The organism is Beijerinckia indica subsp. indica ATCC 9039 (assembly GCF_000019845.1).
GTDB lineage: Bacteria > Pseudomonadota > Alphaproteobacteria > Rhizobiales > Beijerinckiaceae > Beijerinckia > Beijerinckia indica.
This window is the reverse complement of sequence record NC_010581.1, coordinates 379,456-398,594: the sequence shown is the minus strand read 5'-3', so window position 1 is coordinate 398,594 and position 19,139 is coordinate 379,456. Positions and strand designations below refer to the sequence as shown.

17 protein-coding genes are annotated in these 19,139 nt (G+C 56.7%); 13 read left to right on the top strand and 4 right to left on the bottom strand.

From position 1 onward, the window contains the following. The first annotated feature begins 358 nt into the window (after positions 1-358). Entirely contained in the window at positions 359-1,540 is a 1,182-nt protein-coding gene (locus BIND_RS19920) for a glycosyltransferase family 2 protein (protein WP_012383363.1), read from the top strand. 131 nt (positions 1,541-1,671) lie between these two features. Here BIND_RS19920 and BIND_RS19915 read toward each other — a convergent pair whose 3' ends face one another. After that, positions 1,672-2,325 carry a Rieske (2Fe-2S) protein gene (locus tag BIND_RS19915; protein ID WP_012383362.1) on the bottom strand — a complete coding sequence of 218 codons (654 nt, stop codon included), beginning with the start codon at positions 2,323-2,325 and terminating at the stop codon, positions 1,672-1,674. 244 nt (positions 2,326-2,569) lie between these two features. Then, positions 2,570-4,372 (bottom strand): glucan ABC transporter ATP-binding protein/ permease, encoded by a 1,803-nt coding sequence (locus tag BIND_RS01770; RefSeq protein WP_012383361.1) that lies wholly within the window; start codon positions 4,370-4,372, stop codon positions 2,570-2,572. 153 nt (positions 4,373-4,525) lie between these two features. Between BIND_RS01770 and BIND_RS01765 the strand changes: the two genes are divergently transcribed. The 5 genes from BIND_RS01765 (at position 4,526) to ctrA (ending at position 10,134) form a co-directional block, all read left to right on the top strand. After that, positions 4,526-5,566 carry an RluA family pseudouridine synthase gene (locus BIND_RS01765; protein ID WP_012383360.1) on the top strand — a complete coding sequence of 347 codons (1,041 nt, stop codon included), beginning with the start codon at positions 4,526-4,528 and terminating at the stop codon, positions 5,564-5,566. An 807-nt stretch (positions 5,567-6,373) separates the two neighbouring features. Beyond that, positions 6,374-7,273: an RNA polymerase sigma factor RpoH gene (rpoH, locus tag BIND_RS01760; protein WP_012383359.1), complete on the top strand. Its 900-nt coding sequence runs from the start codon at positions 6,374-6,376 to the stop codon at positions 7,271-7,273. Between the two features lie 168 nt (positions 7,274-7,441). Then, entirely contained in the window at positions 7,442-8,137 is a 696-nt protein-coding gene (locus BIND_RS01755; RefSeq protein ID WP_012383358.1) for a glutathione binding-like protein, read from the top strand. A 126-nt stretch (positions 8,138-8,263) separates the two neighbouring features. After that, positions 8,264-9,010: a YebC/PmpR family DNA-binding transcriptional regulator gene (locus BIND_RS01750; RefSeq protein WP_012383357.1), complete on the top strand. Its 747-nt coding sequence runs from the start codon at positions 8,264-8,266 to the stop codon at positions 9,008-9,010. Positions 9,011-9,432: 422 nt separating this feature from the next. Further along, complete coding sequence (ctrA, locus tag BIND_RS01745; RefSeq protein ID WP_012383356.1) at positions 9,433-10,134, top strand: response regulator transcription factor CtrA; 702 nt, start codon at positions 9,433-9,435, stop codon at positions 10,132-10,134. 497 nt (positions 10,135-10,631) lie between these two features. Here the strand turns inward: ctrA and BIND_RS01740 are convergent, their stop codons facing one another. Next, positions 10,632-11,789: an AAA family ATPase gene (locus BIND_RS01740; RefSeq protein ID WP_012383355.1), complete on the bottom strand. Its 1,158-nt coding sequence runs from the start codon at positions 11,787-11,789 to the stop codon at positions 10,632-10,634. Between the two features lie 198 nt (positions 11,790-11,987). Here BIND_RS01740 and BIND_RS01735 point away from each other — a divergent pair, with 198 nt between their 5' ends. The 7 genes from BIND_RS01735 to uppP all read left to right on the top strand — a co-directional run bounded on the left by BIND_RS01735 (position 11,988) and on the right by uppP (position 17,798). Further along, positions 11,988-12,365 carry a hypothetical protein gene (locus BIND_RS01735; protein ID WP_012383354.1) on the top strand — a complete coding sequence of 126 codons (378 nt, stop codon included), beginning with the start codon at positions 11,988-11,990 and terminating at the stop codon, positions 12,363-12,365. 347 nt (positions 12,366-12,712) lie between these two features. After that, positions 12,713-13,702, top strand: coding sequence for a metallophosphoesterase family protein (locus BIND_RS01730; protein ID WP_041778315.1), 990 nt, complete (start codon positions 12,713-12,715; stop codon positions 13,700-13,702). Positions 13,703-13,728: 26 nt separating this feature from the next. Beyond that, on the top strand, positions 13,729-14,121 hold the full coding sequence (locus BIND_RS01725) for a cupredoxin domain-containing protein (RefSeq protein WP_012383352.1): 393 nt from the start codon (positions 13,729-13,731) through the stop codon (positions 14,119-14,121). Between the two features lie 108 nt (positions 14,122-14,229). Further along, the gene (locus BIND_RS01720) at positions 14,230-14,958 is read left to right on the top strand and encodes a sigma-70 family RNA polymerase sigma factor (RefSeq protein WP_244395937.1); all 729 of its coding nucleotides are present in this window, start codon (positions 14,230-14,232) and stop codon (positions 14,956-14,958) included. After that, positions 14,955-15,791 carry an anti-sigma factor family protein gene (locus BIND_RS01715; protein WP_012383350.1) on the top strand — a complete coding sequence of 279 codons (837 nt, stop codon included), beginning with the start codon at positions 14,955-14,957 and terminating at the stop codon, positions 15,789-15,791. Before BIND_RS01720 ends, BIND_RS01715 begins: the two co-directional genes overlap by 4 nt. A 173-nt stretch (positions 15,792-15,964) precedes the next feature. Beyond that, on the top strand, positions 15,965-16,570 hold the full coding sequence (gene grpE, locus BIND_RS01710) for a nucleotide exchange factor GrpE (RefSeq protein ID WP_012383349.1): 606 nt from the start codon (positions 15,965-15,967) through the stop codon (positions 16,568-16,570). A gap of 352 nt (positions 16,571-16,922) precedes the next feature. After that, positions 16,923-17,798: an undecaprenyl-diphosphatase UppP gene (gene uppP / locus BIND_RS01700; protein ID WP_012383347.1), complete on the top strand. Its 876-nt coding sequence runs from the start codon at positions 16,923-16,925 to the stop codon at positions 17,796-17,798. A gap of 205 nt (positions 17,799-18,003) precedes the next feature. On the opposite strand, the gene BIND_RS01695 is transcribed toward uppP, so the two are convergent. Continuing rightward, positions 18,004-18,969 (bottom strand): Tim44 domain-containing protein, encoded by a 966-nt coding sequence (locus tag BIND_RS01695; protein ID WP_012383346.1) that lies wholly within the window; start codon positions 18,967-18,969, stop codon positions 18,004-18,006. Between the last annotated feature and the right edge of the window lie 170 nt (positions 18,970-19,139).

The window sequence follows — 19,139 nt, the reverse complement described above, 5'->3', positions numbered from 1 at the left end:
GATCACATTTTATGACACTTGTATCCTTACTTTATCCTCATCGTGAAGCCAGGATAGCCGAACCATCGAGTACGAATAGATCTCTGATTCCACTTTCCCCGCGCCTGCCTAAACCTCTATTCCTTCATATTCAGCTGCCCAGGATAATAGTTGAGCTTCTAAAAAAGCTTGTTAGCCTGTAAATCTCAATAAACACCTTAAACTTACTTTAATGGCAAAGCTCACGTCTGGTCTGGCATTGGTCTCTTGAAGGCGATGTTCTTCAAAGGTTCTTCCATGGCCTGATCGCTACACATGAACCAAATTAAAACAATTTTCAGAGGCACGTGCTCATTTCGGGCAAACCAAGGACAGCAAGATGAACAAACCTGAATTCTTGCCGCACAAGACGATAGCCCCCCGTCTTACGGAGCTGCCTCTCGTCAGTGTGATCATCGTCAATTACAATTACGGGCGTTTTCTCTGGCAAGCCGTTACATCCGTCTTTCAACAGACCTATTCAAATTTCGAATGTATCATCATTGACAATGCCTCGGCCGATGAGAGCGCGGACGTTCTGACACGGATCGAGGAAACTTATCCAGATACGATCATTATCCGGCGCAAGGAGAATTCCGGCCAAAGCAGTGCGTCCATCGAAGGCTATGCCGCCAGTTCAGGCGAATATATCGTCTTTCTTGATGCCGATGATTGTCTCCTGCCAGATTGCCTCAGCACACATATTTTTGTGCATTTATCCTTGCGTATTCCAGTGGGTTTCAGCTCGGGCGATATGTTGCAATCGGTCGGGCAGCGCCTCGTTCTCGGCACGGTCACAGGCATCAGTGACTATATACGATCCGGAAAGGGACGGACGGAATGTCTGCTCCGCCGTATCGATTATGCCAGCGGAAACATATGGCCTCTCCCGTCCCCCGATGACGATTTCGAGGCGGATGTTCATTTCGTGCCGCCTGAAAACGTCACGTCTTGGGCCTGGGCTCCCACATCCGGCAATTGTTTTCGTCGCGATGCGCTTCAACTTTTCCTGGGGAACAAGCGTCTGCAAGACCTGCGTTCCTGCACCGACGCTTATCTATTGCGCGGGATCGGGTCCTTGATGGGAAGCGTCTTGATCGACCGCGCCATAGCCATCTATCGGCTGCATGGGCAAAATGTCTTCTCCAAGTCACCGCAGCTCAATGGCATCCTCATTTATGAGCGCGGGACCCCCTCCGACAATGATCTTTTCGCGCGGCGGCTGCTGATCGATTATTTCATCGACAATGCCGCCTTGTTCATGAGGAAACTGCCCGCACAGCAGACTTTTCTCCATGTGCTCAAACGTCTTGATGCAATCGATCCAAAATTGCCGCCAGCCATTCCCGGCTGTCACAGCTATCTCGCCAGCAAGCTCGTCCTATCCTTCAATCCGATCGCGCAAGCCATCGGCACCCGTTCCTTAATCATGACTCTTTTGTCTATGCGCGTTCCCCCCTCTGTCATCATCCGGGCCTACTGCAAGCATTGGCCAGCACGCCTCATGAAGCAGGTGAACTGACATCGCTCTTCCATCTGAAGCGGGAAGAGCGATGCTCTTAAACAGATAGAGAAAGATAAGGGGTGTAATAGCCCACTGCATCATCGGATTGAACCGGCCCGATGATGCGGGCCATTGAAGAGGGCGGTCGTCTATTTGAAGAATTCGCGCTTCGTCTGCTGCAGCTTGAAGCCGTTATTCTCGAGCACGGCATCCGCATTCGGATCAGTCGCGACCGTCGCCTCGACTTCCACATCGAGATTGATGTTTACACCCGTAATGCAGACATCATCGCCATCGAGGAAACAGAGAATTTGTGTCAATCTCTTGCCCTCGCAGGGGCCGGAAATGCAGACGCCCGTTTCCGGATCGAATTGTGCGCCATGTTTGCCGCACATAAGAACTTTCAGATAATTCGGCTCGTAGAAATTGTTCTTTTCCCAATCGAGCCGGACGTTCTGATGCGGGCAGGAATTCTCATAGGCGAAATATTGCTTGCCGAAGCGGGAGATGAAAATATCCCAAGGCCGCAATTTGCCATCGTCCCAGAGGCGCATGAGCGGGAAGCTCTTGCCCATTCTGTCGCGAATATCGCGCCGGTCGCAGATCACATAAACATCGCCACTCGGCGGCGCCGGCTGGGCGGCGACAGGCGGCGGCGGCTCGATCTTATCGACCTTTTTCGCGCGCATGATGAAAGCGCCGTAAAGACCTTGGTTAGCCGCGATCTGTGAGCCGGCGCAACCGCCGACGGTCAGATCATCCGCCTTGGTGATGGTAGGCTTAGAAGGGTCATCTGACGCCATGGTGTCCTCGTTCAAGATTACGCCGATTCCTTCTCCAGCTTCCGTGCTTCTATGAGATGCATGGATTCTGGGTTCTTTCGTTCCTTCGATCAATGCAAGAGAGGTGCCGCCTTCCCGGTGACAAAACCGGGTCAAGCACGGCCGTAGCGGTGAGACACAAGAAAGGTCTCACCGGGAGTTTTGCTGTATTTTTCAAAAATTCAAGAGCAGTGGCAAGCCTCGATGACCTTCGCCCCTCTCAGGCTCAGGGCGACGGTTTTGGCGGCTTGCCGCCCGTTTCCGGGTCCTCGGGACGGGCGCCAACCATGAATTGCGCTTTGGCCAAGGTGGCGAAACGGCCCCCTAGTGCGACGAGTTCGTCAAAACTGCCGGTTTCGACAATATGGCCATGGTCGAAGACGAAAATTCGTTTCGCCTCTCTAATCGTCGCCAGCCGATGCGCGATGATGAACGTCGTGCGCCCTTTGGTCGCCGTTTCGAGAGCCTCCTGCAATTGCCTTTCAGTCGTGGCGTCGAGGGCAGAGGTCGCCTCGTCAAGGATCATGATGGGCGGGTCCTTGAGCAAGGCGCGGGCAATGGCAAGGCGCTGACGCTCGCCGCCGGAGAGCGAGCGGCCGCGCTCGCCGACAATGGTCGCAAGGCCATTCTCCTGCCGGGCGACGAAATCCGCCGCTTGCGAGCGCTCCAAAGCCAAGGCTATTTCGGCCGGCGTCGCATCCGGCTTGCCGACCCGCAAATTCTCCTCGATCGAGCGGGCAAACAGCATCGGTTCCTGAAAGACGACCCCAATATTCCGGCGCAGGCCCTGAAGGCTCATGGTGCGAATATCCAAGCCATCGATCGTGACGCGGCCTTCCTGCGGATCGAAGACGCGATGGAGAAGGCCAAGTGTTGTCGATTTGCCGGACCCCGTGGCGCCGACCAAAGCCACGGTTTCGCCGGCGGCTACCTCGAAGGCAAGGTGCGAGACGGCGGGTTTGCGCCCGTCGTAGGAAAAGCTCACATTTTCAAATGACACGCGTCCATGAAGGCGGCTGGGGTCGATCGCCTTGGGACTATCGGCAACCCGCGGAACAGTATCGAGAACTTTGAAGAAGTCCTGCATCTTCGGTGCTTGCAGGAATAATGTGTTGAAGAAGCCGATCACCTGTTCCAGACGAGCAATGAGCATGGTCGCGAGATTCATGAAAGTGACGATCTGGCCGATCGTTGCCAAGCCCCGCAGATTGAGCCAGGTGCCGAGCAGGAAAATACCCAGCAGGGCCAGGGTGGCGGAGGCTCTGGCGCCAACAGCGGCGACAGCCCACCAGTTCAAGACCGGCATTTGCGCCGCAAGCACGTGATCGATGATTTGCCGCAAGGCATTGGCTTCAAGCTCGATGCGGGTGAAGCTCTGGATCACCGAAATATTGCCGAGCGCGTCGGAGGCCTGTTCGGCCAGCGAACTATTGTATTGCTCGACCGATTGTTGCAAGGCATGCGTGCGGTGAAGCACGAAAGCGATCAGGCAGCCAAATAGCACGAGCAGCACGATGAGCAGCGAGCCGAGCCGCCAATTCAGGAAGAGCGAGAGCGGCAGCAGAAAAACCAGTGCGGCCAGCGAGGCGCAATTTTCCCGAAAAAAGGAGAGCCACAGGCCGAACATGCCGCTCGAACCATCGAGCATGGTTTTCAACAGGCGCCCCGAATGGACGGACGCGTGAAAACTCAGCGGCAGGTTCAGCACATGCTCGAAATAGAGGCCGGTCACGGCCATACGGCGTCGGTGCGCCAAACGGTCGGAGTGAAGCGCGACCAAAACCGCCGCCAGGATTGAAAACAGGCCGAAACCGACCCAGGCGCCAATCAGCGGCAGCAATTCCTGAAAAGTCGGAAATCGACCGGCGCCCTCGGTGCTGCTCAGGCGATCGATGATACGGCCGAACAGGACCGGCTCGGCGAATTGCGCCGCCGCCAAAGCGAGATTGGCGAAAGCGAGAATGAGTGCCAAACGTCTCTCGCCACCGAGAAACTGGAGGACGCGCCAATAAGTGGAGAGTATCGACATGGAGAGGCTGAATGAAACCGTTGAGGAATGGCAAAGGGGATAATCAATCCCCAACAGTGTAAACCATTGGATAAAACAGACAGAAGGGCTTTTCCGTGACCATGTCGCGATTTGCCCCCAAAGCCCAACCGCATCGACTGAAAGGAATGCAGATTGGTTGAGACGACGCCAACGCCGCCCACGGATGAAGCTCTATTGATCCGCTGCGTGGTGGGAGCGGAGGAAGCCGGCCAGAGGCTCGACCGTTTTCTCGCGGAGCGGACGGAAACGGGGGCCGCCTTTCTGTCACGCATGCGCATCAAGACCCTAATCGAGCAGGGCCATGTCTCTGTCGATGGCGAGGCGCGCTTGACGGCAAGCGCCAGCGTGCGGGCCGGCCAGATTATCGAATTGGCGGTGCCGCCAGCCAAAGAAGCCGTGCCGGTCGCGCAGGATCTCCCCCTCAACATCGTTTACGAAGACGCGGGCCTCGTCGTACTCGATAAGCCAGCAGGGCTCGTGGTGCATCCTGCGGCCGGCCATGCGCAAGGCACGCTGGTCAATGCGCTCATGGCCCATTGCGGCGAAAGCCTGTCGGGGATCGGCGGCGTCAAACGGCCTGGCATCGTCCATCGGCTCGACAAGGACACATCCGGCCTCCTCGTCGCGGCCAAGACCGACGCGGTGCATCAGGGCCTGGCGCGCCTATTCGCCGATCATGGCCAGAACCTGCATCTGGTGCGTGAATATCTGGCTTTCGTTTGGGGCGTTCCTGCGCGCCAGAGCGGGCGGATCGAGGCCGCTTTGGGCCGCCACGCGCAAGATCGCGAGAGACAGGCGGTGGTCTCAGAAGATGTCGGCCGTCACGCCGTCACCCATTGGGAGGTCCTGGAGGTTTTTCAGCGGAAGGGCAAGCCAGTGGCGAGCCTCATTGCCTGCCAATTGGAGACAGGCCGTACGCATCAGATCCGCGTCCACATGGCCCATATCGGCCATCCGCTTCTGGGCGATCCTCTTTATGGGAAGGGGTTCAAGAGCAAAAGCGCCATCCTGTCCCCTCCCGCCCAAGAGGCCTTGCGCCAACTCGGCCGGCAAGCGCTGCACGCCGCACAGCTCGGTTTCGAACATCCGATCACCGGCGAGGAAATGCTTTTCGAAAGCGCCCTGCCCGCCGATCTGGCGGCACTCCTCAACACCTTGCGCAGCGGAGAGTAGTTCACTCACGCCGCGAGGGATCAGCCTTCACTGAGAGGCTCTGTGACCATGGTTTCCCTGCCGATTTGGCTTCGACACATCAACGGGGAAACCTTGGGAGGACCTGGCCACATTTCGCTGCGGCCTCACATTTCACTCATCGCATTAGCTTGGCCCTGACGACAATGACATCTCCCGTTCATGTCCGGGCAAGCTTGGTGGTGCTATAATGAAAAACAATGATCATTAAAGAAAATTCATGGAAAATTATGCTGGAAGTCCTTCCCCGCATAGGAAGTCCATATTCTTTTCGAGATCGGACATGAACAATCCTTCATGATTATTTTCTTCTTTTTTCAAGGGGTTCATGCTATAAACCAAGCGTCGGTCAAGCCTTCTGAGATTTTATCTTGTTTGGTCTTGACCACAACAGGCTGATTACAGAACGATGGGACCTCGAAACATCATTCTCCATTCTCCCTTTGTTGCCTTCTTGGACTTGCCGGCCCCGAACCGAACAGATCCACCCATTCATTCCGGGAATGGAAAACAATCAGGGGAATGGAAAATGGTGTTCGCTCTCCGCAAATGCCAGTTTTTGTGCCCGAAACCGTCTGGCGTAACAGAAATGTGAACATTCCTCGCCTTTCAGCACCGCTTTCGGTTGAACCTTTTCACTTCTGTTCCATTGTCCATTCAACAAAGCCTCAGCGTCCACCCTTGCGATTGCGCTCCGGGCTTCCCACATGAACGAGCCGCGTGATCGACTCTCAAGAGTGATCACGCCTGAATCCGCCACTGAAGTGGGGATTCGAAAGGAGATTGACCATGGCTACCGCATTGCCGATGATTTCGGGCGAGAGTGGTCTCACCCGCTACCTGAACGAAATCCGCCGCTTCCCCATGCTGGAGCCGCAGGAAGAATATATGCTCGCCAAGCGCTGGCGGGAGCATGAAGACCCTGATGCCGCCCAGCGGCTCGTCACCTCGCATCTGCGTCTCGTCGCCAAGATCGCCATGGGCTATCGCGGCTATGGCCTCCCCATCGGCGAGGTTGTTTCCGAGGGTAACGTCGGCCTCATGCAGGCCGTCAAGCGGTTCGAACCCGATAAAGGTTTCCGTCTGGCGACTTATGCCATGTGGTGGATCCGCGCCTCGATTCAAGAGTATATTTTGCGTTCCTGGTCACTCGTCAAAATGGGCACGACCGCGAGCCAGAAGAAACTCTTCTTCAACCTGCGCAAGGCCAAGAGCCAGATCTCGGCTTTGGACGAAGGTGATCTGCGCCCGGATCAGGTCGCGTTGATCGCCACGCGTCTCGGCGTCACGGGACAGGAAGTGATCGACATGAACCGCCGCATGTCCGGCGATGCCTCCCTGAACGCGCCTCTGCGCGAGGAAGGGGAAGGCGAGTGGCAGGATTGGCTGGTCGACGATCAGGCCAATCAGGAACATGTCCTTGCCGATCAGGAAGAAAGCGCCAATCGTCTTGGCGCCCTGCGGCAGGCGCTCGATGTCCTGAATCCGCGCGAGCGGCGGATTTTCGAGGCCCGCCGTCTGGCCGATGATCCGGTCACTCTGGAGGCTTTGTCGGACGAGTTCGACATTTCACGCGAGCGCGTGCGCCAGATCGAAGTTCGTGCCTTCGAGAAAGTGCAGGCCGCCGTCAAGGCCGGCGTGGCGCGGATCGAGGCTTCTCTCGCCCTGCCCGCCCCCGCCGCCGCGTGAGATCTGGCGACCCTTGCGGTCGCCAGGCCCCATCTTTCCTGAGGCTTCTTGCCACGAGCCTTTTCAAGGAAGTGCACTTCCTTGAAAAGGCTCGTGTGTTTGACAATGTCATATCCTTCGAAGTCATATCCCTCGAAACGCGCGCCCATGCGATGCGGAGACGACACGATGATCGATCTTTATTATTGGACCACCCCGAACGGGCATAAGATCACGCTGTTCCTCGAGGAAGCGGAGCTTCCTTATCGCATCCATCCGGTCAATATCGGCAAAGGCGAGCAATTCGAGCCGGCCTTTCTCGCCATATCGCCCAATAATCGCATTCCTGCTATCGTCGATCAGGCTCCAGTCGATGGCGGCGCGCCGGTTTCCGTCTTCGAATCCGGGGCAATCCTCCTCTATCTCGCCGAGAAGACGGGCAAATTCATCGGCTCCGATCTCCGCGGCCGGGTGGCGACACTCGAATGGTTATTCTGGCAGATGGGCGGCCTCGGCCCTATGGCCGGGCAGAACCATCATTTCAGCCAATATGCGCCGGAAAAAATTCCTTATGCCATCACCCGCTATGTCAACGAGACCAACCGGCTCTATGGCGTGATGAACAAAAGACTGGCCGATCATGCCTTTCTCGCCGGCGACCATTATTCCATCGCCGACATGGCCGCCTATCCCTGGATCGTCCCCTACGAGAGACAAGGCCAGAAACTCAGCGATTTTCCCCATTTGCAACGCTGGTTCGACGCCATTGCCACGCGCCCCGCAACCTTGCGCGCTTATGCCAAAGCCGAAGACATCAACAAGGTCCCCAGCGTTAACGACGAGGAATCGCGGCGGATCCTGTTCGGCCAGACGGCCCGGCAATAGATCGGCTCTCTCCCTTCACCCTTCCTTTATTTCTGTTCTTCGACGCCTTATAAAGGCCGCCGCAACGGGCGCGGGATGAAAGCCGACACTGCTTTGGTTTGATGCCGTAGACGCATAGAGGAAGGTATGGCGGGTCATAGTCAGTTCAAAAATATCATGCACAAGAAGGGCAAGCAGGATGCGATCCGCTCCAAGCTCTTCTCCAAGCTCGCCCGCGAAATTACCGTGGCGGCGAAGCTGGGCCTGCCCGATCCCGCGATGAACGCCCGCTTGCGCGCCGCCGTGCTCGCGGCGCGGGCGGAAAACATGCCCAAGGACAATATCGAACGCGCCATCAAAAAGGCTTCAGCGGCTGATGGTGAAAATTACGATGAGGTCCGTTACGAAGGCTATGCGCCGGGTGGTGTCGCCCTTATCGTCGAGGCACTGACGGATAATCGCAACCGGACGGCCGGCGAAGTGCGGTCCTATTTCACCAAATCCGGTGGGTCACTCGCCGAAACCGGCGCCGTTTCCTTCATGTTCGACCATGTCGGCCTCATCGAATTTCCTGCCTCGGTCGCGTCCGAGGAAGCCATGCTTGAGGCGGCGATCGAAGCCGGCGCGGAAGACGTCCAGTCCAACGAGGAAACCCACGAAATCATCACCTCGTTGGAAAGTTTGCGCGATGTGGCGCAAGCACTGGAAACCAAATTCGGGGAACCGCGCAAGGCATCCCTGATCTGGAAGGCCCAGAATGCCATCGCCGTCGACGACGAAGCAGGCGAGAAAATTTTGCGCCTCGTCAATCTGCTCGAGGAAAACGACGACGTGCAGAATGTTTATGCCAATTTCGAAGTATCCGACACTCTGCTCGCCAAATTAGGCGACTGATCCGAACGACGGAGCCTGTTCGCGCCGCACACGCCTCGGCTCCGATCTCAATTGAGCTTTCTTGCATTCACATCCTGGAAGTTCCTTGAAGGCGCCCATCGAGGCGCCTTTTTATTCATTCCCCCTCGCTCATCCGGCTTTGGTTAATGGTTTCCAAGCCATTCCATCATCACGCAAGCTTCATCTGGTAGAAGAAAACAGAGGCACCTGTGTTCACAGACATCAATTGTCTTTGACGCGCACGCATTTTTGTGACTCAAGGCAGGAATGGTTTTGTTAACCATTCGACGTTAAGGTTACGAAATTCATAGCAATGATGCCCTTTCGCTTTGCGGTCGGCGCCGCAGGCCAGGGCAGCGTCAAGGGCAAAAGTTTGCAACGGACGCGTCGGCCGGGCGACCAATAGGCAATGGGGACCGCACATGCGCGTATTATTGATTGAAGACGACAGCGCGACCGCTCAGAGCGTCGAATTGATGTTGAAATCGGAAAATTTCAATGTCTATACGACCGATCTCGGTGAGGAAGGGATCGATCTCGGCAAGCTCTATGATTACGATATCATCCTTTTGGATCTGAACCTTCCCGATATGTCCGGTTACGAGGTTCTGCGCACTTTGCGCGTTGCCAAAGTCAAGACCCCGATTCTGATCCTTTCGGGCCTTGCCGGCATTGAGGACAAAGTCAAGGGGTTGGGCTTCGGCGCGGATGATTATCTGACCAAACCTTTCCATAAGGATGAGTTGGTGGCCCGGATTCACGCAATCGTGCGGCGTTCGAAGGGCCATGCGCAATCGGTCATCATGACCGGCGATCTGATCGTCAATTTGGATCAAAAAACCGTCGAGATCTGCGGCGCCAGAGTACATCTGACCGGTAAGGAATATCAGATGCTGGAATTGCTTTCCTTGCGCAAGGGGACGACCCTGACCAAGGAAATGTTCCTCAATCATCTCTATGGCGGCATGGACGAGCCTGAACTGAAGATCATCGACGTCTTCATCTGCAAACTCCGCAAGAAACTCGCCAATGCGAGCCAGGGCCGCAATTATATCGAAACCGTCTGGGGGCGTGGCTATGTCCTGCGCGAGCCCAATGATGAAGAAGAACGCATCACGGCTTGACCATGCCGTTGCTACTGGCATTGCCTCCAACGGGATCGCGCCGATTCTGGAGGCTCGCACCCCTATCGGCATTTGAATATGCGTTCCCTCCCTGGGTAACATTGACAAATATATCAATTTTGAGGGCCTGCTTTTCGCCTATCGGACATTCTCGGCCGTCATTGGAACGTCCGAAATCTGTCACACAGTGAGTCCGGGTGCTTACGATGGCTGCAGGAAAGACCTTTGCTGCGGAAGCCATTCACAGCACGGAATGCATGCGGGCCAAAACACATGGAAGCCAGAGCATTGGCATTCATCGTTGCGTGAAAGAGTGAACGATCGAAGTTTCGAGGTCCTGAGAAGGCTGGAAATCCGATCGGCATATCGCCGGTCGGAACGGGACACAGGAATGCGAACTGCCTGCACCCTGCCGTTTTCTGCGAAATGATCGCTTAACGTCCCATCTCGACTCGCAGCAGACTTACGCAGTGTCCACTTTATAGTCGGTGGCTGGCTTACTCATCCTCATCCTCGTCCTCGAACGTACCCCAGCCTTTTAACCCCTCGATCTGGGTCGCTCCGTCCTGTCTCATCACCGAGCGCACCTTACCCGCGCCAGTGGCGGCAATGGCATCAGCAAGGCGGGTGGAATGGGTAACCAGCCAGACTTGCGTGCGTTCCGCGGCTTGGACGATAAGCCGGGCGAGAGGTTGCATGAGATCGGGATGGAGGCTGGCCTCCGGTTCGTTCAGAGCGATGAACGGCGGTAATCGATAGGCGAGCAATGCGCCCGCGAGAGCGAGAAACCGAAGAGTTCCATCAGAAAGCTCGTTGGCTTCAAAGACCCGTTGCGGGAACTCGGGGAACGTCATGCCGAAACGCGCCATCCGATCGGGATGAGGGACAATTAATCTGGCACCAGGGAAAGCTTGATCGACAGCCGCGTCGAGATCCGCGGTATCCTGGCGAATATGAGCCAAGGTTGCGAAGACAGCGGCGAGATCAGAGCCATCTGATGCAAGCGAGGGCGTTGCCACAGCCGCGCATGGCTGGCGGAGCGGCGATGCCACGTCAGTTCTGATGCCGTGGTAAAACCGCCATTGCAGAAACGTCCGCCGCAAAGCGTCCATCTCAGGGTACCGCGAAGGGTCTTCCAAGCGCCCCAGCACCGTTTCTGACGGAAGAAGGTCTATATCGATCTGGAGCGGGCGGCCATCCTCACCTCGCGCCATGACGGAGGAGCCGTTCCGATCAATCAAGCGTAATGGCTTGGCTCCCCTCCGATAGGTGAGAATTTCCTCCTTGACCTGCGGCTCGGCTAGAAAGGCCGCCGAGGTTGGCGGCGGAAATCCGACCGCAACCTCGTAGCGATAGATAATTGCGCCAGAACGCTGGCGCGCTGGATCAGAGAGACCGACGGCGAGGCGGATACGTGCTGGCTCCGACCGATGGCGAGGCCCCGCCCATAATGCGGATTGAAGACCGCCTTCTTTGACCAGATCACGAGCCAAAGTATTCGCTGCGGCAGAACGAATGAGCTCAAGAGCATGATAGAGATTGGTCTTGCCGATGCCATTGGCACCGACAAAAATATCGAGGCCGGAGATTGGATAGGTGATGGATTTGAGCGACCTATATCCCCGCACCCGGAACTCACGAACGGGAAGACTCATTAACGCTGATGCTCGCGGAGAGAGTGCGGAGAGTCACACCTTAACCCCACCGGCAAACGATTGTCGAATTCCTATTTTCTGCCCAAACTTGAACTTTCTGAGCCTTGTTAAACGTGAACGAAACCCTACTCAGCACCAATCCTAGCTTGTTGCTTCTTTTGTTGTTCAAGGCGCGTGACACCATGGGATGGACTAAGCATGGCAGAGTTCACAAAACTCGAGCATGCGGTATTCGCTTCCATCTGCGAAGCACAGACCGAAATCAGTGACGCTCTGCGAACGCTTTTGCTTAACGTACGCATCACGCAGCGGGATAACACAGGTCATGGTTTCTATACTTCGTTCGAGGTGGATCGATCTCACCCACCCATACAATTCCCCAAACGATGGATCGACTGGCCAGACGCCGAGGTCATGGTCGGCAATCGCGTGTTACTTATGGGCTTCATTCTCTGGCTCGAGGATGGCTATCCAAAATGCCTTGAGGGTTTTCAATATGGGACAAAATCTGGCGAGAGCATTGATCTACATCGAGAGGATCTAGGAGCTCTGATGTTGCTTGGTCCCATATTATGATACTCAGCAAAACTTTCACCAGCTATCCGGGCCGCACACCGATTGGCACACCAACATCGTTTGATTGAGCACACCGTCACATTTGATCTGGCTATTCCAAGGGCCTCCTCTGGCATACAGAAAAACAAATCTGAATGAAATCAATATGAACAGATGTTTTGATGAGGCAATTGGTCCCCTTGGATCGCCCCTTTTTCTTTGATTTTCACCCCGCTCCCCTGCCCGCAATTTTTTACACGAGGCGCGGAATAAATCGATCTCCCAACCAGTCTGGATGAGCATGCAGCACGTTGCATGGGTCGCGGAATCGAAACAGGACGGGAAAGATCATGCCCAATGTCGGTGAAATGGATTTAGCTCAGCAGAGCTCGCGTGAGGATAAGGATGAAGTCCATCAGGAAAAACAGGGCCTTGACCGCCGTGGCTTCCTGAATTGCATGAAATGGGCGGGCACTGGCGTTCTATGGTCCTTGAGCGGGGGGCTGCCGCATAGCATGAAGCTCGACAAGGCTTTCGCCGCCGAGCAAAAGGTTGAGCCTTTCACCTTCATTCAGATCAGCGATAGTCATATCGGATTCGACAAGCCAGCAAATCCGAACGCTTTGGCGACCCTGCGCGAGGCCATCGACCAGATCAAGGCATTACCCCATAAACCGGCCTTCATGATCCATACGGGCGATATCACGCATTTGTCGAAAGACAAGGAATTCGACGACGCCGATCAGATCCTTAAGGAAGCCGGCCTCCCCATCTTCACCGTGCCAGGCGAACATGATCTGCTCGATGACAGTCAAGGCAAAGCCTATCTCGATCGGTATGGTCGCGGACCGCTCGTCAAGGCCCTGGGCGCCGGCTGGTATAGTTTCGACCAGAAAGGCATCCATTATATTGCCCTCGTCAATGTCACCGATCTGAAGGCCGGCGGCCTCGGCAACCTTGGAGCCGAACAACTCGCCTGGCTCGCGGCCGATGTCGCGCTGCTCTCGTCCAGCACGCCGATTGTGGTCTTTGCCCATATTCCCCTCTGGACTGTCTATGCCGAATGGGGCTGGGGCACGGAAGACGGCGCCAAGGCGCTGGAAACGCTCAAACGTTTTGGCTCGGTGACGGTGCTCAACGGTCATATTCATCAGATCATGCAGAAGGTCGAGGGCCATGTTGCCTTCCACACCGCACGTTCGACCGCCTTTCCGCAGCCGGTGCCGGGCACTGCGCCCTCACCCGGCCCGATGAAAGTCCCGCCAGGCGATTTGCGCAAATATCTCGGCATCGCCACAATCGATGTCATTCACGGTGGTGAGCCTCTCGCCATCATCGATCGCCCCCTGGCTGGTTAAAGTCGGAATGATTTGGAGACTTGGCCATGACGACGCTTTCATTCTCTCGCGCCCGCCTTCTTTTACCCGCCCTAGCCTTGGCCTTTGCGATGACAATGCCCGGCTTAACGGCGATCGCAGCCCCAGATACGACCAAAGACCCGGTCAAGGATGCCGCTGCAAACCAGGCGGTGACTGTCGTTATCGATAATTTCACCTTTACGCCCGCCACGGTCACGGTGACACCCGGCACGACAGTGACCTTCGTCAACCACGACGACATTCCCCATACGGTTGTCGAGACGAAACATCTGTTCCGCTCGAAAGTGCTCGACAGCGATGATACATTCTCCTTCACCTTCGATAAGGACGGTGTTTATGATTTCTTCTGCTCGCTGCATCCGCATATGACTGGAAAGATCGTCGTCGAAACGCGCTGATTCTTGGTTCATACAATGGTTCTTGGCCCATACACCATGTTGGATGACGTATGGGTCAAGCGCGATGTCCCTTTCTCAATCACAGAGGCGCGCATGATGAGTGTCTCCATGCAATCCTGGCCCCGTCCCGACCCCTTTTGGATGGTCGCTGGTTACGCGGAAGGGACCGGCTCTTTCTTGCCGTCCCTCTTCTCGCGTGTTCTGGCGTTGCGCCGCGCCCTCGCGTCTCTGTCTCTCTCGTCAGCGAAAGACAACGCCCAATGCAATGCTCGATTGGACGGGGCAACCTTGATCCGCTTTCAGCAGATCATTCTGCCGCATCTCGACGCCGCCCATAATCTCGCACGTTTTCTGAGCCGTGACGCCGATGCCGCGCAAGATATCGTGCAGGATTCCGTCCTGCGCGCCTTGAATGGTTTCGATAAATTTCGGGGCGACAGCCCCAAAGCCTGGCTCCTCACCATCGTCCGCAATTGTCACAATGATTGGCGCACCAAGGGACGGCGCGAGCCCTCGACCGATCAACGCCGGAGCTTTTCCCAGGAGATTATGAGCGAAGAAGAGGATAGGTTTGATCCAGCCGACCTCGCGATCGAGTGCGAGACACCGGAAACCGCATTGTTGCAAAGGACTGAAGCGGAGCGGATCCGGTTGATCCTCGATGCCTTGCCCGAGCCCTTCCGAGAGATTCTCATCCTGCGCGAACTCGAGGACTTATCCTACCACGAAATCGCCCTGACAATTGATCTGCCCATCGGCACCGTCATGTCGCGCCTCGCGCGGGCGCGCAAGGTTTTTGCCGATCATTGGCGCGACCAAGAAATGGATCGGCCATGAACAAGCTGGAGACCCGATCCAATCCCCCTCCCTGCGCCGAATGGGTTTTGCCGCTGCACGCCTATGTGGATGGTCAGATGGACGCCATCCATGCCGCGAGCTGCGAGTCTCATCTCACCCAATGTAAAGGCTGCGCCGCCCAGGTGAAAAAGCTCGAAGACATTCGCACGGCTTTGGACCGCGATGAGGTCCGCTGGCCCATGCCGGAGGCTTTGCAGGCCCGCGTTCTCGCAGCCATCGAGCAGCAGCAGGGCTCCGCCGAAGGACAGAGCCTGCCCGCCACGGCTCTTGTGCCACGGCGCTCCTTCTGGCGCGAGGGCTTGGATTTTATCGGGCGCTGGAGCCTGGTGCCGTCCAGCGCCGTCCTGGCTCTCGGCCTGCTTCTCCTCCTGATGCCGGCGAAATTCACGGATAGTCTGCCGCAAGAGCTCGTCGCAAGCCACGTCCGTTCACTGCTTGCCGACCATCTGACCGATGTAGCCACGTCAGACCAGCATACCGTCAAACCCTGGTTTACCGGCAAGCTCGATTTCGCTCCGCCCGTCGAGGATTTATCGTCACAAGGTTTTCCACTCGTCGGCGGCCGCATCGATTATGTCATGGATAGAATTGTCGCGGCCCTGATCTTTCGGCGCCACAATCATGTCATCAATCTTTTCATCTGGCCAACCGAAGGCTCCGCCCCGCCTGCGACGGCCCCCTCGTTCACGACGCGCGAAGGCTATCATCTGCTTCATTGGACAGCGTCAGGGCTCGCGTTCTGGGCCGTTTCCGATCTGAATAGTGCGGAACTCAGCACTTTCCAGCAGATTTTTCAGGCCGCGGCTCAATGATCTAAAGGCCGTCATAAGAAAGTCTGATGCGTTTATAAAAACTTACAGCCTCGTTCTTCCGTCCGGTTGAACGAGCGCGATGTTATAAACCGCACCTTGAGCGCTCCAGTGCTTGATTTTTGCGCCCGGTAAACAGATATCCGAGAAGAGTTTTTCAATCTCGAAGAGAGAACATGACAGATTCGACCAATAATCAGGGCACTTCCGGACGGCCGGATGATGATCACACGACCGAGGAGGTAGCTTCGGTGTTCAACGATCCCGGCGCACAGGCGCCCGCAGGTGAGCCCGATCCCTTTGTCGTTCTCGAAAACCTGCAGCTTGAAAACGCCGGGCTGAAGGACAAAGTCCTGCGCACTTATGCCGACATGGAGAATCTGCGCCGCCGTTCCGAAAAGGAAGTGGCCGATGCCAAGCTTTACGGCGTGACCTCCTTCGCGCGCGACATGCTGACCTTCGCCGATAATCTGCATCGGGCGATTGAAAGCTTGCCAGCCGAAGCGAAACAGGCAGTGGACGGCCCTCTGAAAACCTTCGTCGAAGGTATCGAACTGACCGAGCGGGATTTTCTCTCCCGCCTCGCCAAATATGGCGTCAAGAAGATCGAGCCTTTGGGCAATAAGTTCGATCCCAACCTGCATGAAGCCCTGTTCGAAATTCCCGATGAAAGCGTCGTCAGCGGCACGGTCAAGCAGGTCGTTGAAGATGGCTATGTCATCGGCGAGCGGGTTCTGCGGCCGGCCAAGGTGGGCGTCTCGCGGGGCGGACCCAAAGCCTGATTTTCATACACATTTTTCTTTATTTTAAAGGGCCCGAGGCGAAAAACGCCCCGGGCCCTTCTCGTTATGTGATACCAGCGGTCATAATAAATGATCGTTGGACCGCTCTTGAATTTTCGCTATCACTTTGAAAAAGCGAAAATTCAAGAAAGGAACCAAAGGTCGTTCTTTACGACCTTTGGTATGAATATGTTGCCGATCCGCATCTTTTCTCAAAAAAATGCCTTTTATTCTTGCTACAAGGATCGCAAGCAGCCGTCCCGTTCCAGCTTCCGTTGACCTTGACGGAAGAAGGCGGGACAATAGGTGCGAAAGCTTCCCCGCCTTTTCCCACCCGTTTAGGACAATCGATATGGCAAGCGCCTGTACTCAAGGGCTCGATACGGGATTCGTCGCGCTCGGCTATGCGAAAGTGGCTTTTCTCGGTGTCGTTCAAGGATTGACCGAGCTTTTGCCGATCTCCTCGACGGCGCATATGCGAATCGTCCCCGCTCTTCTTGGCTGGCAAGACCCCGGTTCCGCCTTTTCCGCCGCTATGCAGCTCGCGGCATTGGCCGCTGTGATCAGCTATTTCTGGTCCGACGTCCGCGGCCTTCTGTTCGGCTCGATCGGTGCCGTGCGGCGGCGCGATTTCAGGGATTGGAATTTCCGTTTCGCGGTTTGGATCGTGCTCGCGACGGTGCCGATCATGGTCGCGGGCGTTCTGCTGTCGCCCTTTCTCAACGCGTGCAACTCGCCGCTCCGGACCCTGACCGTCATTGGTCTCTCCTGTGTCGTCATGGGTGCTCTCCTGGCGGTCGCTGAATATTACGCGCGGCACAAGCGCACGCTCGATCAGGTGACGTTGAAGGATGCCTTGATCGTGGGCTGTGCCCAGGTGGGCGCTTTGATCCCCGGCGTGTCCCGCTCCGGCTCAACCTTGACGGCGGCTCTGTTCCGGGACCTCAAGCGCGAGGAAGCAGCGCGCTTCTCCTTCCTGCTCGGCCTGCCGGCCATCGCCGCCGCGGGCTTCAAGGAATTATGGGAATTGCACAAGGCGCATCTCGATGCGCAGGGATGGTCGATGCTGGCCGTCGGGCTGATCGTCGCCTCACTGTCCGCCTTCGTCGCCATCTGGAGTCTGATGCATATTCTGGAACGTTATTCAGCCTGGCCTTTTGTGATCTATCGTTTCCTGCTGGGCATTGTGCTCCTGGTCTCCGTCGCCGTGGGCTTCCTCCCGAATTGAAGTAAAGAGAAAAGAAAAGAAGGGCGGTTCCTCGGAACCGCCCTTCTTTTTAGGTAAGAAAGCAAGACAGCTCCTCTTTGATTTAATGCGGCAGGCGTAGCGAAAGCCCACGCGATCGAGAAGCCTTCAAAAACATCGGCCCCGGACAGTTCCCTGCCCGGGGCCGATTGATTCACGATCCTATATTCTAATCCGTCGAGCCGGTTCAGCCCTGCTGCTGGATCGCCGCCAGCTTCCAATCGGCCGGCGTTGCGCCGAGCGGCCGGAAGAAGGTCCAGATTTCAGTCACCTGCTCCGGGGTTCCCCCCGAAACGATACGGCCGCTCGCGCGCTCGATCATCCGGTCGGTGAGGGAGAAGCGCATCGCCACCGTGGCATATTCGCCATTGGCTTCGCGCCAAGCTTCAGCGACATCACCCTGCAAGAGTTTAACGTCGCTGATCTTGTTGACGAACCCCTTGGTCGCGTTGCCAGCGATTTCCTCGGCAAAATAAGAGGCCATTTCCGGCGTCGTCAGGAGCCGCAGACCATTGAGGTCCTCATTGCTGAAGGAGGACTGGATGGCGGCGAGCTTCTGTTCGAAGGCAGTGTAATCAGCCGTCTCGATGGGCAAGGGCTGATCGTTGACGCCGGCTCGTCCCGGCCCTGGGCCGCCGCCAAAGCCGAAATTGCCGCCCTGCGGCTGATTGCCCGGGGCCTGACCGCCCTGGTCCGCCCCCTGGTAGGCGGGCTGCTGCCGGTTGCGCAGAAACCCCATGACGAGTTTGAACAAGAGGAACAAAAGGCCGATCTGGACCAGCAGCCCGAGGAAGGACATGCCGGAGCCGAGACCACCGAACAGTCCGTGCCCGAACAAAAGTCCGAACAGTCCGGCGCCCAGGAAACCGCCGAGCAAGCCACGACCGAAGCCCCCAGAGAAGAAGCCCGGCCGCGCGCCCATACCCGCACCCATGCCGGGGCGGAAAATACCCTGGTTGGGCGAGGTCATCGAACGCTCGAAGGGCGAGGCGCCGCGCGGCGCCGTCTGTGTCATTGAGGGAGCGGAAAACGTCCGGCCGCCACGGCTACCGAACGAGCCACCGCCGCCCGCGCGCGCATAAGCCTCCCCGGCAAGACCGAAAGCCAGAAGGCCGGCGAGCAGGATATTCAAGAATTTTTGGCGTAACGACATGGTCTCATCCCAGGAAGGCGCCCTTTGGCCCATCCGCGCCGAAGATATGGGGAGGATAAACGGAAATGCCAATGGTTTAAAGATTGCCTCCCGTGGGATCGAAACGATCCTTTGTTCGAAAAAACCGGCTGTTAGCCCCCGGCGGGCGCTTTCAGCCTCGCAAATGCTGT